The 18,810-nt window shown below is 70.1% G+C and carries 17 protein-coding genes and 1 pseudogene; 12 read left to right on the top strand and 6 right to left on the bottom strand.

Going from position 1 to position 18,810, the window contains the following annotated elements; translation table 11 throughout:
- The first annotated feature begins 10 nt into the window (after nt 1-10).
- From Leucomu_RS07580 to Leucomu_RS07555, 6 genes are all read left to right on the top strand, one after another.
- On the top strand, nt 11-1,204 hold the full coding sequence (locus Leucomu_RS07580; RefSeq protein WP_017882564.1) for a PucR family transcriptional regulator: 1,194 nt from the start codon (nt 11-13) through the stop codon (nt 1,202-1,204).
- 221 nt (nt 1,205-1,425) lie between these two features.
- On the top strand, nt 1,426-2,352 hold the full coding sequence (locus Leucomu_RS07575; protein ID WP_128386842.1) for an ACP S-malonyltransferase: 927 nt from the start codon (nt 1,426-1,428) through the stop codon (nt 2,350-2,352).
- Between the two features lie 26 nt (nt 2,353-2,378).
- The gene (locus Leucomu_RS07570; RefSeq protein WP_017882566.1) at nt 2,379-3,383 is read left to right on the top strand and encodes a beta-ketoacyl-ACP synthase III; all 1,005 of its coding nucleotides are present in this window, start codon (nt 2,379-2,381) and stop codon (nt 3,381-3,383) included.
- A gap of 82 nt (nt 3,384-3,465) precedes the next feature.
- The gene (locus Leucomu_RS07565; protein ID WP_017882567.1) at nt 3,466-3,714 is read left to right on the top strand and encodes an acyl carrier protein; all 249 of its coding nucleotides are present in this window, start codon (nt 3,466-3,468) and stop codon (nt 3,712-3,714) included.
- A gap of 90 nt (nt 3,715-3,804) precedes the next feature.
- On the top strand, nt 3,805-5,043 hold the full coding sequence (locus Leucomu_RS07560) for a beta-ketoacyl-[acyl-carrier-protein] synthase family protein (RefSeq protein WP_128386841.1): 1,239 nt from the start codon (nt 3,805-3,807) through the stop codon (nt 5,041-5,043).
- Between the two features lie 211 nt (nt 5,044-5,254).
- Nucleotides 5,255-6,106, top strand: a complete 852-nt coding sequence (locus Leucomu_RS07555) for a glutamine amidotransferase (RefSeq protein ID WP_017882569.1) — start codon at nt 5,255-5,257, stop codon at nt 6,104-6,106.
- Between the two features lie 9 nt (nt 6,107-6,115).
- Here Leucomu_RS07555 and efeB read toward each other — a convergent pair whose 3' ends face one another.
- From efeB to Leucomu_RS07535, 4 genes are all read right to left on the bottom strand, one after another.
- Nucleotides 6,116-7,450: an iron uptake transporter deferrochelatase/peroxidase subunit gene (gene efeB, locus Leucomu_RS07550; protein WP_128386840.1), complete on the bottom strand. Its 1,335-nt coding sequence runs from the start codon at nt 7,448-7,450 to the stop codon at nt 6,116-6,118.
- Complete coding sequence (gene efeO / locus Leucomu_RS07545) at nt 7,450-8,673, bottom strand: iron uptake system protein EfeO (protein WP_228407348.1); 1,224 nt, start codon at nt 8,671-8,673, stop codon at nt 7,450-7,452. The genes efeB and efeO overlap by 1 nt, the downstream gene beginning before the upstream one ends.
- A complete protein-coding gene (gene efeU / locus Leucomu_RS07540; RefSeq protein ID WP_128386839.1) occupies nt 8,634-9,557 on the bottom strand; it encodes an iron uptake transporter permease EfeU in 924 nt (307 codons plus the stop codon). Before efeU ends, efeO begins: the two co-directional genes overlap by 40 nt.
- A gap of 191 nt (nt 9,558-9,748) precedes the next feature.
- Nucleotides 9,749-10,237, bottom strand: coding sequence for a Dps family protein (locus Leucomu_RS07535; protein WP_128386838.1), 489 nt, complete (start codon nt 10,235-10,237; stop codon nt 9,749-9,751).
- Nucleotides 10,238-10,569: 332 nt separating this feature from the next.
- Between Leucomu_RS07535 and Leucomu_RS07530 the strand changes: the two genes are divergently transcribed.
- On the top strand, nt 10,570-11,571 hold the full coding sequence (locus tag Leucomu_RS07530) for an IS481 family transposase (RefSeq protein WP_128386837.1): 1,002 nt from the start codon (nt 10,570-10,572) through the stop codon (nt 11,569-11,571).
- On the opposite strand, the gene hemQ is transcribed toward Leucomu_RS07530, so the two are convergent.
- Together hemQ and Leucomu_RS07520 are read right to left on the bottom strand one after the other, a co-directional pair.
- Nucleotides 11,568-12,293 carry a hydrogen peroxide-dependent heme synthase gene (hemQ, locus tag Leucomu_RS07525; RefSeq protein WP_128386836.1) on the bottom strand — a complete coding sequence of 242 codons (726 nt, stop codon included), beginning with the start codon at nt 12,291-12,293 and terminating at the stop codon, nt 11,568-11,570. The genes Leucomu_RS07530 and hemQ overlap by 4 nt on opposite strands.
- A gap of 39 nt (nt 12,294-12,332) precedes the next feature.
- A complete protein-coding gene (locus Leucomu_RS07520; protein ID WP_128386835.1) occupies nt 12,333-13,457 on the bottom strand; it encodes a ferrochelatase in 1,125 nt (374 codons plus the stop codon).
- A 135-nt stretch (nt 13,458-13,592) separates the two neighbouring features.
- Between Leucomu_RS07520 and Leucomu_RS07515 the strand changes: the two genes are divergently transcribed.
- From Leucomu_RS07515 to Leucomu_RS07495, 5 genes and pseudogenes are all read left to right on the top strand, one after another.
- Nucleotides 13,593-14,597: a FecCD family ABC transporter permease gene (locus Leucomu_RS07515; protein ID WP_128386834.1), complete on the top strand. Its 1,005-nt coding sequence runs from the start codon at nt 13,593-13,595 to the stop codon at nt 14,595-14,597.
- Between the two features lie 14 nt (nt 14,598-14,611).
- Nucleotides 14,612-15,454 carry an ABC transporter ATP-binding protein gene (locus tag Leucomu_RS07510; protein ID WP_017885118.1) on the top strand — a complete coding sequence of 281 codons (843 nt, stop codon included), beginning with the start codon at nt 14,612-14,614 and terminating at the stop codon, nt 15,452-15,454.
- A gap of 56 nt (nt 15,455-15,510) precedes the next feature.
- Nucleotides 15,511-16,527 carry an ABC transporter substrate-binding protein gene (locus Leucomu_RS07505; protein ID WP_128386833.1) on the top strand — a complete coding sequence of 339 codons (1,017 nt, stop codon included), beginning with the start codon at nt 15,511-15,513 and terminating at the stop codon, nt 16,525-16,527.
- Between the two features lie 69 nt (nt 16,528-16,596).
- The gene (locus Leucomu_RS07500; RefSeq protein ID WP_128386832.1) at nt 16,597-17,082 is read left to right on the top strand and encodes a hypothetical protein; all 486 of its coding nucleotides are present in this window, start codon (nt 16,597-16,599) and stop codon (nt 17,080-17,082) included.
- Nucleotides 17,083-17,118: 36 nt separating this feature from the next.
- Nucleotides 17,119-18,698 (top strand): annotated as a pseudogene (locus Leucomu_RS07495) (SDR family oxidoreductase).
- The last annotated feature ends 112 nt before the right edge of the window (nt 18,699-18,810 follow it).

The following is an 18,810-nucleotide window of genomic DNA, read 5'->3' as shown; positions in this document are numbered from 1 at the left end:
GCGATCGCGCATGGATCGCACGAAAGAGCAGGAGCTGGCCTGGCTGCGCACGATCACGGGTGAGCTGTCGACGCGCACCATCACCCGGCTCGACGAGACGCTGCCCTGGTACGGCAAGATGCCGCCCAGCCGGCGCTCGTCGGTCGGGCTGGTCGCGCAGACCGGCATCAGCTCATTCATCCAGTGGTACGAGGATCCGAGCTCGACGCCGTGGATCGCCTCCGACGTCTTCGGGGCGGCGCCCCGCGAACTGCTGCGCTCGATCAGCCTGCAGGAGACCCTGCAGCTGATCCGCGTGGTGGTGTCGGTGGTCGAGGAGCGCGTCGCCCCGCGCAGCGAGGCGCTGCGGGAGGCGGTGCTGCACTACTCGCGCGACGTCGCCTTCGCGGCAGCCGATGTGTACGCCAGGGCGGCCGAGGCGCGCGGCCTGTGGGATGCGCGCCTCGAGGCACTGGTCGTCGACTCGATCCTCACCGGTGAGAGCGACGACGAGCTGCCGAGCCGCATCGCGGCCCTCGGCTGGCACGGCGACGGCGAAGCCGCGGTGCTCGTGGGCACCGCCGAGCGCGTCGTCGACGTGGATCAGCTGCGCCGGTCGGCGAGGCACGCGGGCGCCGACGCGCTGATCGGTCTGCAGGGCACCCGCCTCGTGCTCGTGCTGGGACGGCTCGATGCGCAGCAGCACGCCGCGGCTCCCGCCGATCCGCCGCTCAGCTTCCTCGAGATCGCCGGGAAGCTGGCCGACGGTTTCTCGGACGGCCCGCTGGTGCTCGGCCCCACCGTCGAGAACCTCGTCGACGCCTCCCGCAGCGCCCGCGCGGCGCTCGCGGGCGTCGCCGTGGCGCGCTCCTGGCGCAACGCGCCGCGCCCTGTGGCGGCCGACGATCTCCTGCCGGAGCGTGCGCTCGCGGGCGACGGGCTCGCCCGGCGCACCCTCATCGAGCAGATCTACGAGCCGCTTGCGGCGCACTCGGGCGAGCTGCTCGAAACGCTGTGGTGCTACCTCGACAACGGCCGCTCGCTCGAGGCGACCGCGCGTGAGCTGTTCGTGCACCCGAACACCGTGCGCTACCGGTTGAAGAAGGTCTCCGAGGTGATCGGCTGGAATGCGACGGGCGCGCGCGAGGCCCTGATCCTGCAGTCGGCGCTCATCGCGGGCTCGATCGCGCGCCATGGACGGCGCGCAGCGCCGTCTGGAAAGTAGCCGCGACGGCCCACAGGCCGGAGCGGAGCCCGCGCTTGTGCGCGCAGCGCCGTCGGCGAAGCCGCCCGATCGCCCCAACGGCCGCCCGGGGTGATGGCGCGGCGCTCGCGCAATCCGGCGCACCGCGTCGCCCCGAAAATGATGGGTTCGCACAATCAATTTCAAGATTTATCGTTCGCAATATGCAGGATCACGGCCGTTGATCTGAGAAACTGGAAGACGTGATTGTCATCGCCTGCCCTGGACAGGGCTCACAGACCCCCGGATTTCTGAACGAGTGGCTCGAGCTGCCGGGCAGCCGCGAGTTCCTCGGCACCGCCTCCGACCGCGCGGGCGTCGACCTCATCGAGCACGGCACCGTGAGCGATGCCGACACGATCCGCGACACCGCGATCGCGCAACCGCTGATCGTGGCCGCGAGCCTGCTCGCGTGGCGCGAACTCGCAGCGCGCACCGCGGTCGCCGACGCCGGCATCGCCGGGCACTCGGTCGGCGAGTTCGCCGCCGCCGCCGCCGCGGGGGTGCTCTCCGAGGATGACGCGCTGCGGCTCGTCGGCGTGCGCGGCCGCGCGATGGCCGAGGCGGCCACTCGGGCTCGCACGGGCATGGCGGCCGTCGTGGGCGGGGTCGAGACCGACGTGCTCGCGAAGATCGAGGAGCACGGGCTCACCCCGGCCAACCGCAACGGCGGCGGGCAGATCGTCGCGGCGGGTGCCCTCGACGCGCTCTCGGCCGTCGCGGCAGACGCCCCCCGCGGCGCGCGCGTGATCGCACTGCAGGTGGCCGGCGCCTTCCACACCGACTTCATGTCCAGCGCCATCCCGACTCTGCGGGAGGCGGCTGAGGGCGTGGCCGCGTCGACGCCGACGCACCCGCTGTGGACCAATGCCGACGGTTCCCTCGTCGACGACGGCGATCGCTTCGTGGATCTGCTCGTCTCGCAGATCGCGAGCCCCGTGCGCTGGGACGCCTGCATGGAGGGCTTCCAGCAGGCTGGCATCTCGGGTCTCGTCGAGCTCGCCCCCGCCGGTGCGCTCACCGGCATCGCGAAGCGCGCGCTCAAGGGCGTGCCGGCCGTCGCCGTCAAGACGCCCGCGGATCTCGACGCCGCCGTGGCTCTCATCTCCGAGGCCGCGTCAGCAGCCTGACAGTCTGACCGAAAGGACTCACGCACATGGCATCACTCGTGCAGGCCACGGGCCCCGCGCACACCCGGATCCTCTCCATCGGCGCGGCTCGCGGCGACCTCGACGTGCCCAACGACGATCTGGTCGGCCCGATCGACTCCTCCGATGAGTGGATCCGCCAGCGCACCGGGATCGTGCAGCGCCGCCGCGCGAGCGCGCACCTCGGCGCCGTCGACCTCGCGGTCGCGGCGGGCGAGGAGGCGATCGTGAAGTCGGGGCTCGAGCGCTCCGAGATCGACGGTGTGATCATCTCCACCATCTCGAACGTGGCGATCACCCCCTCGATGGCGGCGCTCGCCGCGCACCGCCTCGGCCTCACGCCCGCGGCGGCCTTCGACATCTCGGCCGCGTGCGCCGGCTACGTGTACGGCGTCGCCCAGGGTGATGCGCTCGTGCGCTCAGGCCTCTGCAAGAACGTGCTCGTGATCGGCGCCGAGAAGCTCTCGGACATCGTCGACCCGACCGACCGCAGCATCTCGTTCCTGCTCGGCGACGGCGCCGGGGCCGTGGTCGTCGGCGCCAGCGATCACGCCGGCATCGGGCCCACGGTCTGGGGGTCCGACGGCGAGAAGTGGGACACGATCCGAATGACCTCGACCTTCGAGGAATACCGCAGCAACCCGGGCGAGGTGGCCTGGCCCACACTGCGCCAGGACGGCCAGACCGTGTTCCGCTGGGCCGTCTGGGAGATGAAGAAGGTCGCGCAGCAGACCCTCAAGGCCTCCGGCATCGAGCCCGGCGATCTCGCCGCCTTCATCCCCCACCAGGCCAACATGCGCATCATCGACGAGTTCGCGAAGCAGCTCAAGCTCCCCGAGTCGGTGGTGATCGCCCGCGACATCGAGATGCAGGGCAATACCTCGGCCGCGTCGATCCCGCTCGCCATGCACGCGTTGCGCGAGCAGCACCCCGAGCTCTCGGGCGGCCTCGCGCTCACCATCGGCTTCGGCGCGGGCCTCGTCTACGGCGCGCAGGTCGTCGAGATCCCGTAGCCCGAGAGCGCGTCGGCTCCGCGCCCGCGCCAACCGCACGTACACTTCTACAACCCCCACCCATATCAAGGAGAAACACACCATGGCATTCAGCAACGAAGAGGTTCTCGCAGGTCTTGCCGAGATCATCAACGACGAGACGGGGATTGCGGCCGACGTCGTCGCCCTCGACAAGTCGTTCACCGACGATCTCGACATCGACTCGATCTCGATGATGACCATCGTGGTCAACGCCGAGGAGAAGTTCGACGTGAAGATCCCCGACGAGGAGGTCAAGAACCTCAAGACCGTCGGCGACGCCGTCGACTTCATCAACAAGGCCCAGGCCTAAGGTTCTCGGAACGGGGTCGGGCCGCGGCCCGACCCCGCCCTCCTCACCACCCCAACGTTCGTTCCACACCAGATCGCGGAGCACGCAAGCATGAGCAAGAAGATCGTCGTCACCGGTATCGGCGCCTCCTCCCCCATCGGCGGCACGGCCCCTGAGAGCTGGGAGTCGCTCCTCGCCGGCGAGTCGGGCGTGCGCACCCTCGAGTACGACTGGGTCGCCGAGTATCAGCTGCCCGTCACCTTCGCGGGCCAGGCTCGGGTCAAGCCCACCGAGGTGCTGGAACGCCCCATCGCCAAGCGGCTCGACCCGTCGAGCCAGTTCGCGCTCGTCGCCGCCAAGGAGGCCTTCGCCGACGCAGGCAGCCCCGAGGTCGCCGCGGAACGCCTCGGCGTCGACTGGGCCACGGGCATCGGCGGCGTCTGGTCGCTGCTCGACGCCTGGGACACGCTGCGCGAGAAGGGTCCGCGCCGCGTCATGCCCCTCACCGTGCCCATGCTCATGCCGAACGCCCCCTCGGCCGCGGTGTCCATGCACTTCGAGGCCCGCGCCTATGCGCGCACGGTGGCCTCCGCCTGCGCCTCGAGCACCGAGTCGATCGTCAACGCCTACGAGCACCTGCAGGCGGGGTTCGCGGACGTCGTGATCGCCGGCGGATCCGAGGCTGCGATCCACCCCATCACCGTCGCGTCGTTCGCCTCCATGCAGGCGCTCTCTCGCCGCAATGACGACCCCGCGACCGCGTCGCGTCCCTACAACGTCGACCGCGACGGCTTCGTGATGGGCGAGGGCGCCGCCGCGCTCGTGCTCGAGACCGAGGAGCACGCGCTCGCCCGCGGCGCGAAGATCTACGCCGAGATCGCGGGCGGAGCGGTCACCGCCGACTCGTACCACATCACCGCGAACGATCCCGAGGGTCGCGGCGCCATCCGCGCCATGCAGACGGCCCTCGAGCAGGCCGGAGCCACCGCCGACGAGGTCTCCCACATCAACGCCCACGCCACCTCGACGCCCGTGGGCGACATCAACGAGTACACGGCGCTGAAGGCGATCTTCGGCGACCGCGCCGACGAGATCCCGATCTCGGCCACGAAGGCCGCCACGGGTCACCTGCTCGGCGGCACGGGCGCCCTCGAGGCCCTCTTCAGCGTGCTCGCCGTGCAGAACCGCATCGCACCGCCCACGATCAACCTCATCGAGCAGGATCCCGAGATCCCCGTCAACGTCTCCTCCGAGCCGCAGCCGCTCGGCGAGGGCCCGCAGCTCGCCATCTCGAACTCGTTCGGATTCGGGGGGCATAACGCCGTCGTCGCTATTCGCTCCGTCGACTGAGCTGATTCTGCTTGCCCCTTCACCGGCCGGTGGGCCGGTGCGGCATCGCCGCGATCAGAGCTCCGCTCTGATCAAGAGCGGCTGGCCGGGCATAACGCCGTCGTCGCTATTCGCTCCGTCTGAGGCGGCGCCCGGCACCGCGCGATCCTGCGCGTCGTAACAGTTCGAGATGCGTGCGGTGCGGCCCGCCTCACGCGCTACGGTAGTATCCATGAAACCGTTCCTGCTCATCACGACCCGGGGCGAAGACGACGTCGCGGCCGATGAGCATGCGGCGTACTGTCGACTGACGGGGCTGCTGCCCGAGGAGCTCGCGTGGCGACGCATCGACCGCGCACCGCTCGGGCCGATCGACTTCGGGTGCTATTCGGGCATCATCCTGGCCGGCAGCCCGTTCACGGTGAGCGAGCCCGTCGAGCGCAAGTCGCAGACCGAACTGCGCGTCGAGCGCGAGCTCGCCCAGCTGCTCGATGAGGTCGTGCGAGCCGACTTCCCCTTCCTCGGCGTCTGCTACGGCATCGGCACGATCGGGGCGCACCAGGGGGCGCGGGTCGACCGCACCTACGGCGAGACCTCGCAGGCGGTGCGGATCAGCCTCACGTCGGCCGGCGTGCTCGACCCGCTGTTCTATCAGCTGCCGGGCGAGTTCGACGCGTTCGTCGGGCACAAGGAGGCCGTCTCCGAGGCGCCGCCGAGCATCACGGTGCTCGCGAGCTCCCCCACCTGCCCCGTGCAGGCCTTCCGCGTGGGGCGCAACGTGTACGCGACCCAGTTCCATCCCGAGCTCGACACGGCTTCGTTCACGTCGCGGGTGCGGGCGTACGCCGATCACGGATACTTCCACCCGACCGAGGTCGACGCCATCATCGAGCGAGTCGAGCGGGCCGACGTGCGCGCCTCCCACATGGTGCTGGGCCGCTTCGTCGAGGAGTACCTCGACTCGAGGCCCGCGGCGGCGGCTGCCGACGGCGCAGTGCGCGACGCTGCCGCGAGAACGGGCAGCGCGGGCTCGCGTTCGGCGGATGCGGCTCGTCCCGCATCGGCGACGACGACGGCGGCCTGAGCCGCGCCGCTACTCGAAGAGCGCCTGCGCGATGAACCCGCCCGGCTGCACGCCCGCCGGTATGGCCCACAGCCCCGAGCCGATGTGGCGGATGTACTCGTTCAGCAGGTCCGGCTTCAGCGACCGCTGCACGCGCACGAAGGTTTCGGGATCCCGCTGGAACGAGATGAAGAAGAGCCCCGCGCCGAGCTGGCCGAGCCCGTTCGAACCGTCGACGTAGTTGTACCCGCGTCGCAGCATGCGGGCGCCCCCGTTGTGGTCGGGGTGGGCGAGGCGCACGTGGGCGGCCACGTCGATCATGGGCTCCTCGGTGTCACCGGCCGGCACTGCCGCTTCGAAGTCGGGCTGGTCGAACTCCGCCCCGCCGCTCAGCGGGCCGCCCTCCCGCTTCGTGCGGCCGATGATGCGCTCCTGCTCGTCGAGGGAGGCGCGGTCCCAGCTCTCGATGGTCATCTGTATCTTGCGCGCCACGAGGTAGCTGCCGCCGCGCATCCACTCGGGAGCCTCGGCGCCGGCCCAGATGTGCTGCTCGAGCGAGGCGGTGTCCTCGGCCATCACGTTCGCGGTGCCGTCCTTGAATCCGAAGAGGTTGCGGGGCGTGTCCTGCCTGCGCGAGGTCGAGGCGGTGCGCCCGAAGCCGAGCTGGCTCCACGAGAGGTGGGCGCGGCCGACCGCGATGCGGGCGAGGTTTCGGATCGCGTGCACCGCGATCTGGGGATCGTCGGCGCAGGCCTGGACGCACAGGTCACCCCCGCTCTGCGTCGCGTCGAGCAGATCGAACGCGAACGAGGGCAGCGGTTCGAAGGCCCGGGGCAGGCGCGACCGGAGGCCGAACGGATCGTCGGGATCCGAGGCCCCCTCTCGCCCCGTGAAGAGGCGCCTGCCGAGCCCGAAGGTCAGTGTCAGGTGCCCGGCGCCGAGGCCTGTGGCCTCGCCGGTGTCGTCGGGAGGCAGCAGGGCGTTGCTGGGTTCGATCCCCGTGCCGACCTCCTGCCCGCGCACGAGGCGTTCGGCGGCGGACGTCCAGTCGCGCAGCAGCGCGATCAGCTCTTCGCGGCCGCTGCCCGACACCATGTCGAACGCGGCGAAGTGCAGCCGGTCCTGCGCGGGTGTGACGATGCCCGCCTGGTGCGCTCCGTGGAAGGGCACGGATCCCGAATCCGGCGCCTCCGACCCGCCCGCCAGGTGGGAGGCGAGGGCCGCGCCCCCGCCTCCCCCGAGCGCGAGACCGGCCGCGCCGGCGCCGAGCAGCCCGAAGAGACCGCGACGCGACGGACGGAGGAGCTCCGAATCGACCTCGCCGGCCTCCTTCTCATTCTCCGCGGACTGCTCGACCGCCATCATCAGCCCTGCACGACGCCTGCGGTGAGCTTCGACATCGGCTCGCTGAGGGCGGTCAGCTTCGCGGCGAGCTCGTTGCGCTGCTGCTGATCGACCGTGTCGTAGAACACGAAGCCCTCGTCGTACGAGCCGTAGGTCTCGAGCAGCGCGAACATGTCGGCGAAGCGCTCGTCGAGCTGCTTCGCGAGATCCTCTCCACCGTTCGCCTCGAGCAGCCCGCGCACGGTGTCGAAGGCCACCTGGGCGCCCTCGACGTTCGCGGTGAAGTCGTAGAGATCGGTGTGCGCGAACTCGTTCTCCTCGCCGGGCAGCTTGCCGTCGGGCGCGGCCACCTCGTCGAGCAGGCCCTTCGCGCCCTCGGTGATGTCTGCGAGCGTGAGCGTGAAGTCGGGGCTCGCGACCTCGTCCTTCAGCTCGTTTACGTCGGCGACCAGCTGATCGCCGATCTCCTTGCGCTCCTCGGGGGTGAGCGGCTTCAGGTCGTCCTTCGGGTAGTGGTCCTTCTCGGGCGTCGAGTAGTTCGCGATCGCCTCGTCGAGCCACAGATCCTGCTCGATGCGGTGGAAGCCGGTGAAGGGCAGCCCCTCCTCGATCGCGCCGGGCTTGCGGTAGTCGATCTTGGGGTCGAGGTCGCCGAACTGCTCGGCGGTCGGCTCGATGCGCTCGTAGTTGATGCGGGCGATCGGGAAGAGCTGACGGGCGGTCTCGTCGTCTCCGGCCTGGTAGGCCGCCACGAACGCCGCGACCTGCGGCACGAGCTCCTCGGTCTGCGTCTTGACGTAGCCGACGTACTGGGCCACGACCGCGTCCTCCTCGGGCGTCGTCGCCACGGCGTCGCCGGTGACCGCGAACGCGGCCTGGCCCACGCCGGTGCCGATCATGCCGGGCTTGCAGCTCGTGAAGTAGTCGCCGGGGCCGACCTGCACGGTGAGGTCGCGGCTCGATCCCGGGGCGATGTTCTCGACCTCGCCGATGATCGTGAGCTCGTTGCTGCCGAGCACGTAGAACTCGTTCACCTTGCTGCCGTCGTTCTTCACGGTGAAGGTGATGGTGCCGCTCTGAGCCTCGGCCGCCTCGACGTTGCAGGCGGTGTCGCTGGCGGTGACGGCGATGGACTGGGCGTTCGCGCCGGTGCCGGCGTTCGGCACGCAGGCGGTGAGGGTGAGGGTCGCGGCGCCGATGGCGCCTAGCGCGACGAAGCCGCGGCGGGGGCTGATGGTGGACACGGGGTTTCCTTTCTGGTTGCGCGTGCTCCGCGGTACGAAGCGACCAGGAACAGCGGAAGGGTGATGACGAGGTAGAGCGCCCAGGCGATGACCTCGAGTCGGGTCATCTCGGGCGAGAAGCCCACGGTGCCCTTGAGCAGTACGCCGAGCACGCCGTCGGGGGCGATGATGTGGGGCACGCGGAACGCCCAGGCGGCGTCCCCGAACCAGGCGGCGGCGAAGGCGCCAGCGCCCGGGGGCACGGCGGCGAAGGGGCCCGGCAGGAAGCCGGCCTCCTGCAGGTCGTGGATCGCGTAGGCCAGCACGCCCGCCGCGAAGACGATGAGCAGCGCGCCCGACCAGCGGAAGAACACGGTGAGGTTGATCCTGAGCATGCCGCGGTACAGCAGCCACCCGAGCACCGAGGCCAGCAGGATGCCCGAGACCGCGGCGGCGAAGCCGAGCAGCGGCGTCGTGTCGGTCGCGCGCGTGGTGGCCCAGATGAAGAGGGCGGTCTCGATGCCCTCGCGGGCCACCGAGACGAAGCCCACCGCGGCGACGCCCCACCCGTTGCCGAGCAGGGCACGGTCGATCTGGGAGCGCAGCTCGCCGCCGATGCCGCGCGACATCTTCAGCATCCAGAAGACCATCCAGGTGACCATGGCCACGGCGACGAGGGAGAGGAGGCCGCCGATGGCCTCCTGCGCGGTGAAGGAGAGGCCGTAGGCGCCGTAGGTGAGCACTGCGCCGGTGATGAGGGAGAGCAGGATCGCTGCGCCGACGCCCAGCCAGATCTTGGCGGCCGCGTCGCGTCGACCGATCTTGTTGACGTAGGCCAGGAGTACGCCGACGACGAGGGCGGCTTCGAGGCCCTCTCGCAGCCCGATGAGCAGCGTGGCGATCATGCGGGGTTCGCCCTCCGAACTTCACCCAGTGATACATGCGATGTTGGTAAGGCGTGCCTTACTCGAAAAACATAGCACAGTTCATCAGACGTGATCGGCGAGCGCGCGGAACGGCGAAGGGCCGTGCCCCTCGGGATGAGAGGCGCGGCCCTTCGGTCGACTGGCGGGAGAGCCGGATCGGCTCGACCGGCTCAGTCGGCGTAGTGCGAGAAGAGGAACCAGCGATCCTTGTCGAGCTGCTGCGCGAAGGCGATCGCGAGATCCTGACTCACGGGATCGATGTCGTCGAGGCCCTTGACCGCCGCGTAGATGGTCTCCAGCGTCGCGTCGAGCTGCGCCACGACCTCGCGCACCGTCACGTCGGACTGCTGGAAGCCGACCGTCATCTCGGGCGTGGTGGTCTGGGCCGCTACCGTGCCGATGCGGCCGTCGACGGGCAGCCCCAGGGCTACCATACGCTCGGCAGCCGTGTCGGCCGCGTCCTGCGCGTGCGCGACCACCTCGTCGAGAAACTCGTGCACGCCCATGAAATTGCTGCCGCGCACGTGCCAGTGCGCCTGCTTGCCGTTCACCGCGAGGGCGATCAGATCGTGCAGCACCGGCGTCAGGTACTGTGCGACTCCGGAGAGTCGACCGAACTCGCCCTGCGCTGCGATCGGCTGCTGTTCAAGAGTAGTCATGCTGAACCTCCATCTTGTCTGCCGGGGAGCACATCTCCGCTCGGTGCAATCTCAACGATACGCCGATCAGAGGGATCCGCAAGCAAGTGAAGGCTTGCCTAAACGTCTCCCCAACGGGGGTTTTACCGCACCGAACGGGCGCGAGGGCGTGCGCCGCCGCCCGCGCGGCACAGACCTCGGCGGCCGCCGGCCGGCGCTCCGGGCACGCGGCCGATCGCCGGCCCGCTCCCCCTAGGTGTAGTTCCTTGGGACGTTGTGAACGCGTAGCAGACTAAAGAAGACCTCCGGCAGGATGTGGGTTACCACACACACGTCCTCAACCGGAGGTCTTCATGCCCCACGCTAACGCACCCCTCACCCCTATCGGCAGACAACGTCTCGCAGTATTGATTGTCGATCAGGGATGGACCATCCGCCGTGCCGCGGAACGGTTCCAAGTGTCACCCGCGACCGCTGCAAAATGGGCTGCGAGATACCGGGCCGATGACACCCTCCAGGATCGTTCCTCACGCCCGCACACCTCACCCAATCGCCTCTCGAAACGACGCGAGCATCGCATCATCAGTCTGCGTTTCACCCGTCAGTGGGGGCCGCATCGCATTAGTTACCACCTCGGTATCCCGCGTTCCACGATCGAGCGGGTCTTGAACCGATATCGAATGCCGCATCTGGCCCATCTTGACCGCGCGACCGGTCTTCCCGTGAGGAAGCCTCGCATCATGAGGTACGAGAAACAGATCCCGGGAGAGCTCGTGCACGTTGATATCAAGAAACTCGGCCGTATTCCCACTGGGGGCGGATGGCGTGTGCACGGACGCGGATCCGCGCAAGATCGTCAAGCGGGCAGTGCTCGTGACCGTGCGGCACGTACTGGCGCAGCATCCTCGCGCGGCTACGCGTTCTTACATCACGCGGTCGATGATTACTCGCGATTGGCGTACTCCGAGATACTGAACGATGAAAAGAAAGAGACCGCGGCAGCGTTTTGGGATCGGGCGCGTAAGTTCTTCACCCAGGCTGGAATCGTGGTGACCGCTGTCATGACAGACAACGGGTCTTGTTACCGATCCCACGCGTTCGCGAGCGCGCTCGGCCCCGGAGTCAAGCATCATCGCACGCGCCCGTATCGGCCACAGACGAACGGGAAAGTCGAACGTTTCAACCGCACGCTCGCAGCAGAGTGGGCGTACGCCGGCATGTATGAGAGTGATGCAGCCAGGGCCGCAACATACGACGCTTGGCTGCATCACTACAATCATCACCGACCCCATACCGGGATCGGTGGTCTCACACCGTCAGATCGTGTTCACAACCTCACGAGGAACTACACCTAGAGCACGACCTTCGCGAGCAGCGACTCGGGGTCGCGGCGGGGGCCTGTGAAGAACGGCGTCTCCTCGATCACGTGGCGGCGCGCGCCGGTCGCGCGCAGCTCGCGCATCAGATCGACGATGCGCGTCAGCTCGTCGGCCTCGAACGCGAGCAGCCACTCGTAATCGCCGAGCGCGAACGACGCGACGGTGTTGGCGAGCACGTCTCCGTAGTCGCGGGCCGCCGCGCCATGCTCCCGCAGCAGCTCCCGGCGCTCGTCGTCGGGCAGCAGGTACCACTCGCGCCCGCGGACGAAGGGATAGACGCAGAGGTAGCCGCGCGGATCGTCGCCCGCGAGGAAGGCCGGCACGTGACCCCGATTGAACTCGGCGGCGCGGTGCACGCCGATCGACGACCAGACGGGCGAGAGGCGCCCGCCCGCCCAGTCGAGTACCGAGCGGTAGGCCTGCTGCGGCGCCTCGGGCGTCGGCGCGTGCCACCACACGAGCACATCGGCGTCGGCTCGGTAGCCGGCCACGTCGTACCAGCCGCGCGTCGTGAGACCCTCGACCTCATCGAGTTCGACGAGCAGACCCCGCACGATCGAGGCCCATGCCGGGGAGACCCCCAGCGCGGGCGCGACGCGCTCGACACGGAAGACGGCGTACATGGTGTAATTGATGTCGTCGTTGATCGCGTCCGCGACGGCGGAGTGGTCGACTGCGGGGCGGGCTGCTTCGGTCATGGCTTCTCGGGTGCTCCTCGTGCTCGGGATCGGATGCGCTCAGTCTTCGTGGCCCGCGATCACCGGGATGCCGGTGACCTCGCCGTGGCGCATGCGGCAGCTGCCGGCCGGTGCATCGTCGGGGAAGGCGGGAAGAGAGCCGGCGGTGCGCGCCTCGACGGTCTCGCCGCGCTCGCGCGCCGCGCGTTCGAGCACCATGTCGACGAGCCCCGAGACGAACGCGCGGCGCACGCCCACGGTGTCGGCCCGCACCGCGGAGACACCTTGCTCGGCGGCGGTCTCGAGCGCTTCCACGTCGAGATCGAAGGCGACCTCCATGTGGTCGGAGATGAAGCCGATCGGCGCGATCACGATCTTGCGCACGCCCTGGCCGGCCAGCACTTCGATGTGGTCGTTGACGTCGGGCTCGAGCCAAGGCGTCCGCGGATCGCCCGAGCGGGAGCAGTAGGCGAGCGAAGATGCGATCTCGACGCCGTAGCGCTGGGCCAGGGCGGCGTCGATCGTGGCGCGCACATCCTCGTGCTGCTCGCGATAACCGGGCCCGGTCACCGCCGAGGCGTCCTGCATCGTGTCGGGGATCGAGTGCGTCACATACACGATGTGGGCGCCGTCGAGGCCGCCGTCGAGGCCGGACGCCGCTTCCTCGATCGCGTGGCGGTTCGCGTCGACGAATCCGGGCTCGTTGAAGAAGGGGCGCAGCACATCGATGCGAGGGGCGTCGGCCTTCAGCTCGGCGAGGGCCGCCGCCAGGTGCTCGCGGTACTGGCGGCTGCCCGAGTACGACGCGTAGGCGCTGGTGACGATGGTGAGGATGCGGCGAGCCCCGAAGGCGGCGGCGTCGCGCAGCGTGTCGACGGTGTAGGGGTGCCAGTTGCGGTTGCCCCAGATCACGGGCAGCGACACGCCGCGCCGTCGCAGCTCCTCCTCGAGGGCCGCGACGAGCGCGAGATTCTGCTCGTTGATCGGGCTGCGGCCGTCGAAGTGGTGGTAGTGCTCCCCCACCTCGGCCAGGCGCTCCTCGGGGATGCCCTTGCCCCGGGTGACGTTGCGCAGGAACGGGATGACGTCTTCGGGGCCGTTCGGCCCGCCGAACGAGCAGAGCAGCAGTGCGTCGTAGGGCAGCGGATCGGTGAGCGGCACGGTGGGGTGAACGTTCTCGGTCATGGCTTGCACCGTATCATCAGGCTTCCTGTAGATCTGATGTATAACATCTGATCTGTGAGATCTGATGTGGGCACCAGTGCGCCCCCGCAACCGACCGCTCAGGTCACGACGCTAGCAATCCCCGCTCGGGAGTTCATGAGGATCCGCCGCGCCCCGCTCGTCGCCCTGGCCTGCACCCTGCTGCTCGCCGTCGCCGCCCTCGCCGCCCTCTGCATGGGCATCGTCTCACTCACGCCGATCGAGACGCTGCGCGCACTCGTGGATCCGGCCCGCACCGACGAGCGCGCGGTCGCGGTCGTCTGGTCGATCCGCCTCCCCCGCATCGCCGTCGCGGCCCTCGTGGGCGCCGCGCTCGCCACCACCGGCGTCGTCATGCAGGCTCTGCTGCGCAACCCGCTCGCCGAGCCCGGCATCACCGGCGTCTCGGCCGGCGCCGCCATGGGCGCGGTCGCCGGGATCACCCTCGGCCTCTCGGGATCGGCGCTGTGGGGCGTGCCGCTCGCGGCATTCGCGGGGGCGACCGTCGTGACGCTGATCCTGCAGTTCGTGCTCCAGGCGAGGAAGGATCTCGGCTCGCCCACGATCATCCTCGTGGGAGTGTCTCTCAGCGCGCTCGCCGGAGCGCTCATCAACGTGCTCATCGCCAACGCCGCCGACGACGCCCTCGTGCGCAGCGCCATGTTCTGGCTGGCCGGAGACCTCGAGCTGCGCAACTGGCAGCACGCCGCGATCGCGACGGTGCCGATCCTCATCGGCATCGGCTACTTCCTCACCCGCATCCGCGCCCTCGACGCCCTCGCGCTCGGCGAGCAGATCGCCGCCACCTCCGGTGTGCACGTGGGCCGCGAACGCACCGTGCTGCTGCTCGTGGCCTCGCTCGTGACGGGCGCGGCGGTCGCGGTGAGCGGGATCATCAGCTTCGTGGGCCTCGTCGTTCCCCACGCGATGCGGCTGGTGCTCGGAGCCTCGCACGCCAGGCTGCTGCCGTTCTCGGCGCTCGGCGGTGCGCTCTTCATGGTGCTCGCAGACACCGTCGCCCGCACCGCCTTCGGCGCCACCGTCGTGCAGACCGGCGTCGTCGCGGCACTCGTCGGCGCCCCGATCTTCCTCTTCCTGCTGCTCAGAAGGCAGCAGAGCTGATGGGGAGCGGGCTGATGGCGCGCCGAACCGGACCCGCGCCCGAGCACGCCGGAGGGGCTGCGACGACCAACCCGTTCGGCGGCGGGCCCTGCCTGCTGCTCGGCGGCACGCTCACGCTCGGCTCCTTCGGCGCCTATCGCGGCGGGCGGGCCCTGAGCGACCCCCTCACCCTCAGGCTGCTGCCCGGCACCGTGCTCGGCGTCGTGGGCCCCAACGGGGTCGGCAAGTCGTCGCTGCTCGGCGCGCTCGCCTGCTCCGGAGTGCAGAGCTTCGGCAGCCTGCGCTACGGCGACGTCGACCTGCCGGGCATGCCGCCCCGCAGACGCGCCTCGGTCGTGTCGCTGCTGCCGCAGGACCTGCGGGCACCCGACGAGCTCCGCGTGCGCGAGCTCGTCGAGATCGGCGCGCACGCGTCGCAGCACCCCCACGCGGGCGAAGCGGCGCGGAGCGCACTCGCCGACGCGGGGGTCGAGGATCTCGCCCAGCGCCGCTACGGCTCGCTCTCGGGCGGGCAGCGGCAGCTCGTGCAGCTCGCCCGCGTGCTGGCGCAGGACACGCCCGTGGTCATCTTCGACGAGCCGACCTCGGCGCTCGACCTGTTCCACCAGCGCGCCGTCGAGCAGACGATGCGCCGGCTCGGCAACGACGGCAAGATCGTCATCGCCGCGCTGCACGATCTCAGCCTCGCCCTCAACGCGTGCACGCAGATCCTGCTGCTCGACGGCGGCGGCGGGTCGCACGCCGGCAGACCCGCCGAGGTGCTGCAGCCCGAGCTCGTGCACGCCGCCTACGGCGTGCACACCACCATCCACACCACGCCTCACGGTCGCTCGTTCCTCGCCACCGACGACCGCTGAACCCGCCCGCTGAGCCCGTCCCGCGCTCCGCGAACCTCTCCCCGAAAGGAACCCCCGTGCCCAAACGACGCCTCGCAGCCCTCGCGATCGCCGCCTCGGCGGCGCTGATGCTCTCCGCGTGCGCAGCATCGAACGACGCCCCCGCCACCGACTCCGCGGGCTCCAGCGGTTCCGTCGCCGGGGAGGCGGCGTTCCCCCGCACGATCCAGGTGCCCGCGGGTCGGGGCGCCGAGGCGGCCGAGCTCACCCTCGAGTCCGCACCCGAGAGCATCGCGGCGCTCGACTACGAGAGCGCCGAGGTCGTGGCCGTGCTGGGCCTCGCCGACCGTCTCGTGCTCGTGCCCGAGGCGGTCACCAAGCCCGCCCTCGGCGGCCACATCGACGAGATGGAGCAGGTGCCGAACACCATCCCCGTCGCCATGGAGCTGAACGCCGAGACCGTGATCGCACTCGCACCCGACCTCGTCATCATGAGCCCCCGGCACGGCGCCGAGAGCAGCATCGGCGGGGTGCTGCAGCACTCGGGCGTGCCCGCCCTGCTGCTGCCCGACGTGTGGTCGAGCGTCGACAGCGTCACCGCCAACATCGACCTCATCGGCCAGGCCACCGGCGCCGACGACGAGGCCGACGCTCTCGCCTCGCAACTCGCCGAAGGCCTGCAGGCCTCCGATTCCGATGCCGACTCGGCTGCGGCCGAGAGCGGCCCGCGCGTGCTCGTGCTCACCAACCAGGCCGGCCGCCCGTTCATCACCGCCGGCCACGCATTCCCTCTCGAGATGCTGAGCCTCGCGGGCGCCCGCTCGGTGAGCGGCGAACTCGGCATCGACATCACCGGCCCGATCTCGGCCGAGCAGATCGTCGAGGCCGCACCCGACGGGATCCTGCTGGTCGATATGAACGGCAGCGGCGACCGCATCTTCGCCGAACTGCTCGCGAACCCGGCCGTGGCCGCGCTGCCGGGCGCGCAGCAGACGATGCTCGTGCAGGGACGCGACGTGCAGGCGCTGGGTCTCACCTCGACCATCGACGGGCTCGACCGGCTGCGCGGCTGGGTGCAGACGCTCGAGGGGTGAGCGGGCGCTTCACTCCTCGGCCTGCGAGGTCGCACCCGCGAGCGCCGGCGAGCGGCGTAGCATGAAGCCATGCTCGAGACGGTCTCCCAGTGGAGCGACTTCAACGTCGCCATGGCCGGCGCGAGTGCGGCCCTCGCCGGTCTGGTGATCGTGGCGGCGAGCGTCAACATCCAGAAGATCGTGAGCGCGGGCACCCTCACCGCTCGGCTGGCAGCGGTTATCGCCACGCTCGTGCTCGCGCTGGTGGTCTCGGCCGTCGGCCTGGTGCCCGGGATCGATCTGCTCTGGTACGGCCTGGTCACCATCGTGGTGGCCCTGGGCGCCGCCTGGTTCCAGGCGCACGCGACGCGGGTCGTGATGCGGGATCCTCAGCAGCGCGCCCGGGTCGCGAAGTCGGCTCTCGGCATCCTCCCGATCGCCGCGTACCTGGCTGCCGGGTCGATGATGGCGCAGGGCCTGACCGGCGGGCTGATGCTCGCGGCGGCGGGATGCCTCGTCGCGATCGTCTCCGCGATCCTGGTCTCCTGGATCGTTCTGGTCGAGGTGCTGCGCTGAAGCGCGAAGCGAAAGCGAAAGCGAAAGCGGGGAATCGTGACGGACATCGAATCGAGACATGATCGGGAGCAGCGCAGCGCTCCGACCGGCCGGGAGCCGGCGCTGCGCGCGCGCCGCTCGAGCGACGGCTCGACTCCCCGCGTGCTCGTGCTCGGCGCGACGGGCTATCTGGGCGGGCGCCTCGTTCCCAGGCTGCTGGCGGGCGGATACCGGGTGCGCGTGCTGTCGAGATCGCACGAGCGCGTCGCGGCGCTGCCGTGGGCGAACGACGTGGACATCGTGACCGGTGACGCGGCCGATCCGGAAGCCGTCGGTCGAGCGATGAACGACATCGACATCGTCTATTACCTGCTGCACTCCATGGCGAGCGGGGCGCGATTCGAGCAGCTCGATCGTGAGATCGCCCGCACCGTCGCGGCGCAGGCGGTGGACGCCCGCGTCGACCGCATCGTCTATCTCGGCGGCCTGCACCCCGAGGGGTCGAACTCTCGCCGCACCTGCGCTCGAGGAAGGAGGTCGGCGGCCTGCTGCTCGCCTCGGGGGTGCCGACCGCGGTGCTGCAGGCCGGGGTGGTCATCGGCTCGGGATCCGCCTCGTTCGAGATGGTGCGCCATCTCACCGATGTGCTGCCCTACATGCCGGCGCCCCGATGGGTGCGCAACTTCATCCAGCCGATCGCCGTGCGCGACGTGCTCTACTACCTGCTCGCGGCGGCGCGGTTGGATGCGGGGCTGAACCGCTCGCTCGACATCGGCGGACCGGACGTGCTGCGCTACGGGCAGATGATGAACGGCTACGCCCTCGAAGCCGGTCTCGGGCAGCGGCGCATCGCGTCGCTGCCCGTGCTCACCCCGCGGCTGGCATCGCACTGGGTGGGCCTCGTGACGCCGGTACCCCGTCAGATCGCGAGGCCCCTCGTCGAATCGCTGCAGCATCCCTGCGTGATGCGTGACCGCACGATCGACGAGATCATTCCGCCTCCTGCCGGAGGACTCACCGGATATCGCGAGGCCGTGCGGCTCGCACTCGGGCGCATCGAGCTCGACGAGGTCGAGACGAGCTGGGTCGACTCGAACCTGCTCGGGGCGCCGAGCGCACCGATGCCGAGTGACCCGGACTGGGCCGGTCGCACCGTCTTCACGGATGTGCGGAGTCGTCGCACCTCCGCCGACGCGGCGGACGTCTGGTCGGTCGTATCTCGCATCGGCGGCGCGAACGGCTGGTACTCGGCCTCGGTGCTCTGGGCCGTACGGGGCTGGCTGGATCGAGCGGCCGGTGGCGTGGGCTTGCAGAGGGGCCGGCGCAGCAGGTCCCGCATCGCAGTCGGCGACGCTGTCGACGTCTGGCGCGTGGAGCGTGTCGAGCCGGAGCGGCTTCTGCGCCTGCGAGCCGAGATGTGGACGCCGGGGAGCGCCTGGCTCGAACTCGGTGTCGAAGACGACGGCAGCGGCACCGAGTACCGTCAACGCGCGGTGTTCTTCCCCAGAGGTCTGCTCGGCCGGCTCTACTGGCTGGCGATGCTGCCCTTCCACGGGCTCATCTTCAGCGGGATGGTCAACCGTATCGTCGCGCTCGCGGAGGCCGGGCGGCACGACGGCCACGAGAGCGCAGGGTAGTCGCTGCGCGGCGGGTCAGGCCGGCTTGCGTGCGATCCTGCCAGCTCTCACGCGGAACCAGAGCGCCAGCTCTTTCGCCGCCCGACCCGTGGTGAACTCGTCGGGGGCAGCT

The sequence above is a fragment of the Leucobacter muris genome, from assembly GCF_004028235.1.
In the GTDB taxonomy this organism is placed as follows: Bacteria; Actinomycetota; Actinomycetes; order Actinomycetales; family Microbacteriaceae; genus Leucobacter; species Leucobacter muris.
Note: the sequence above shows the minus strand (reverse complement) of the source record. Positions and strands in the feature narration are given on the sequence as shown.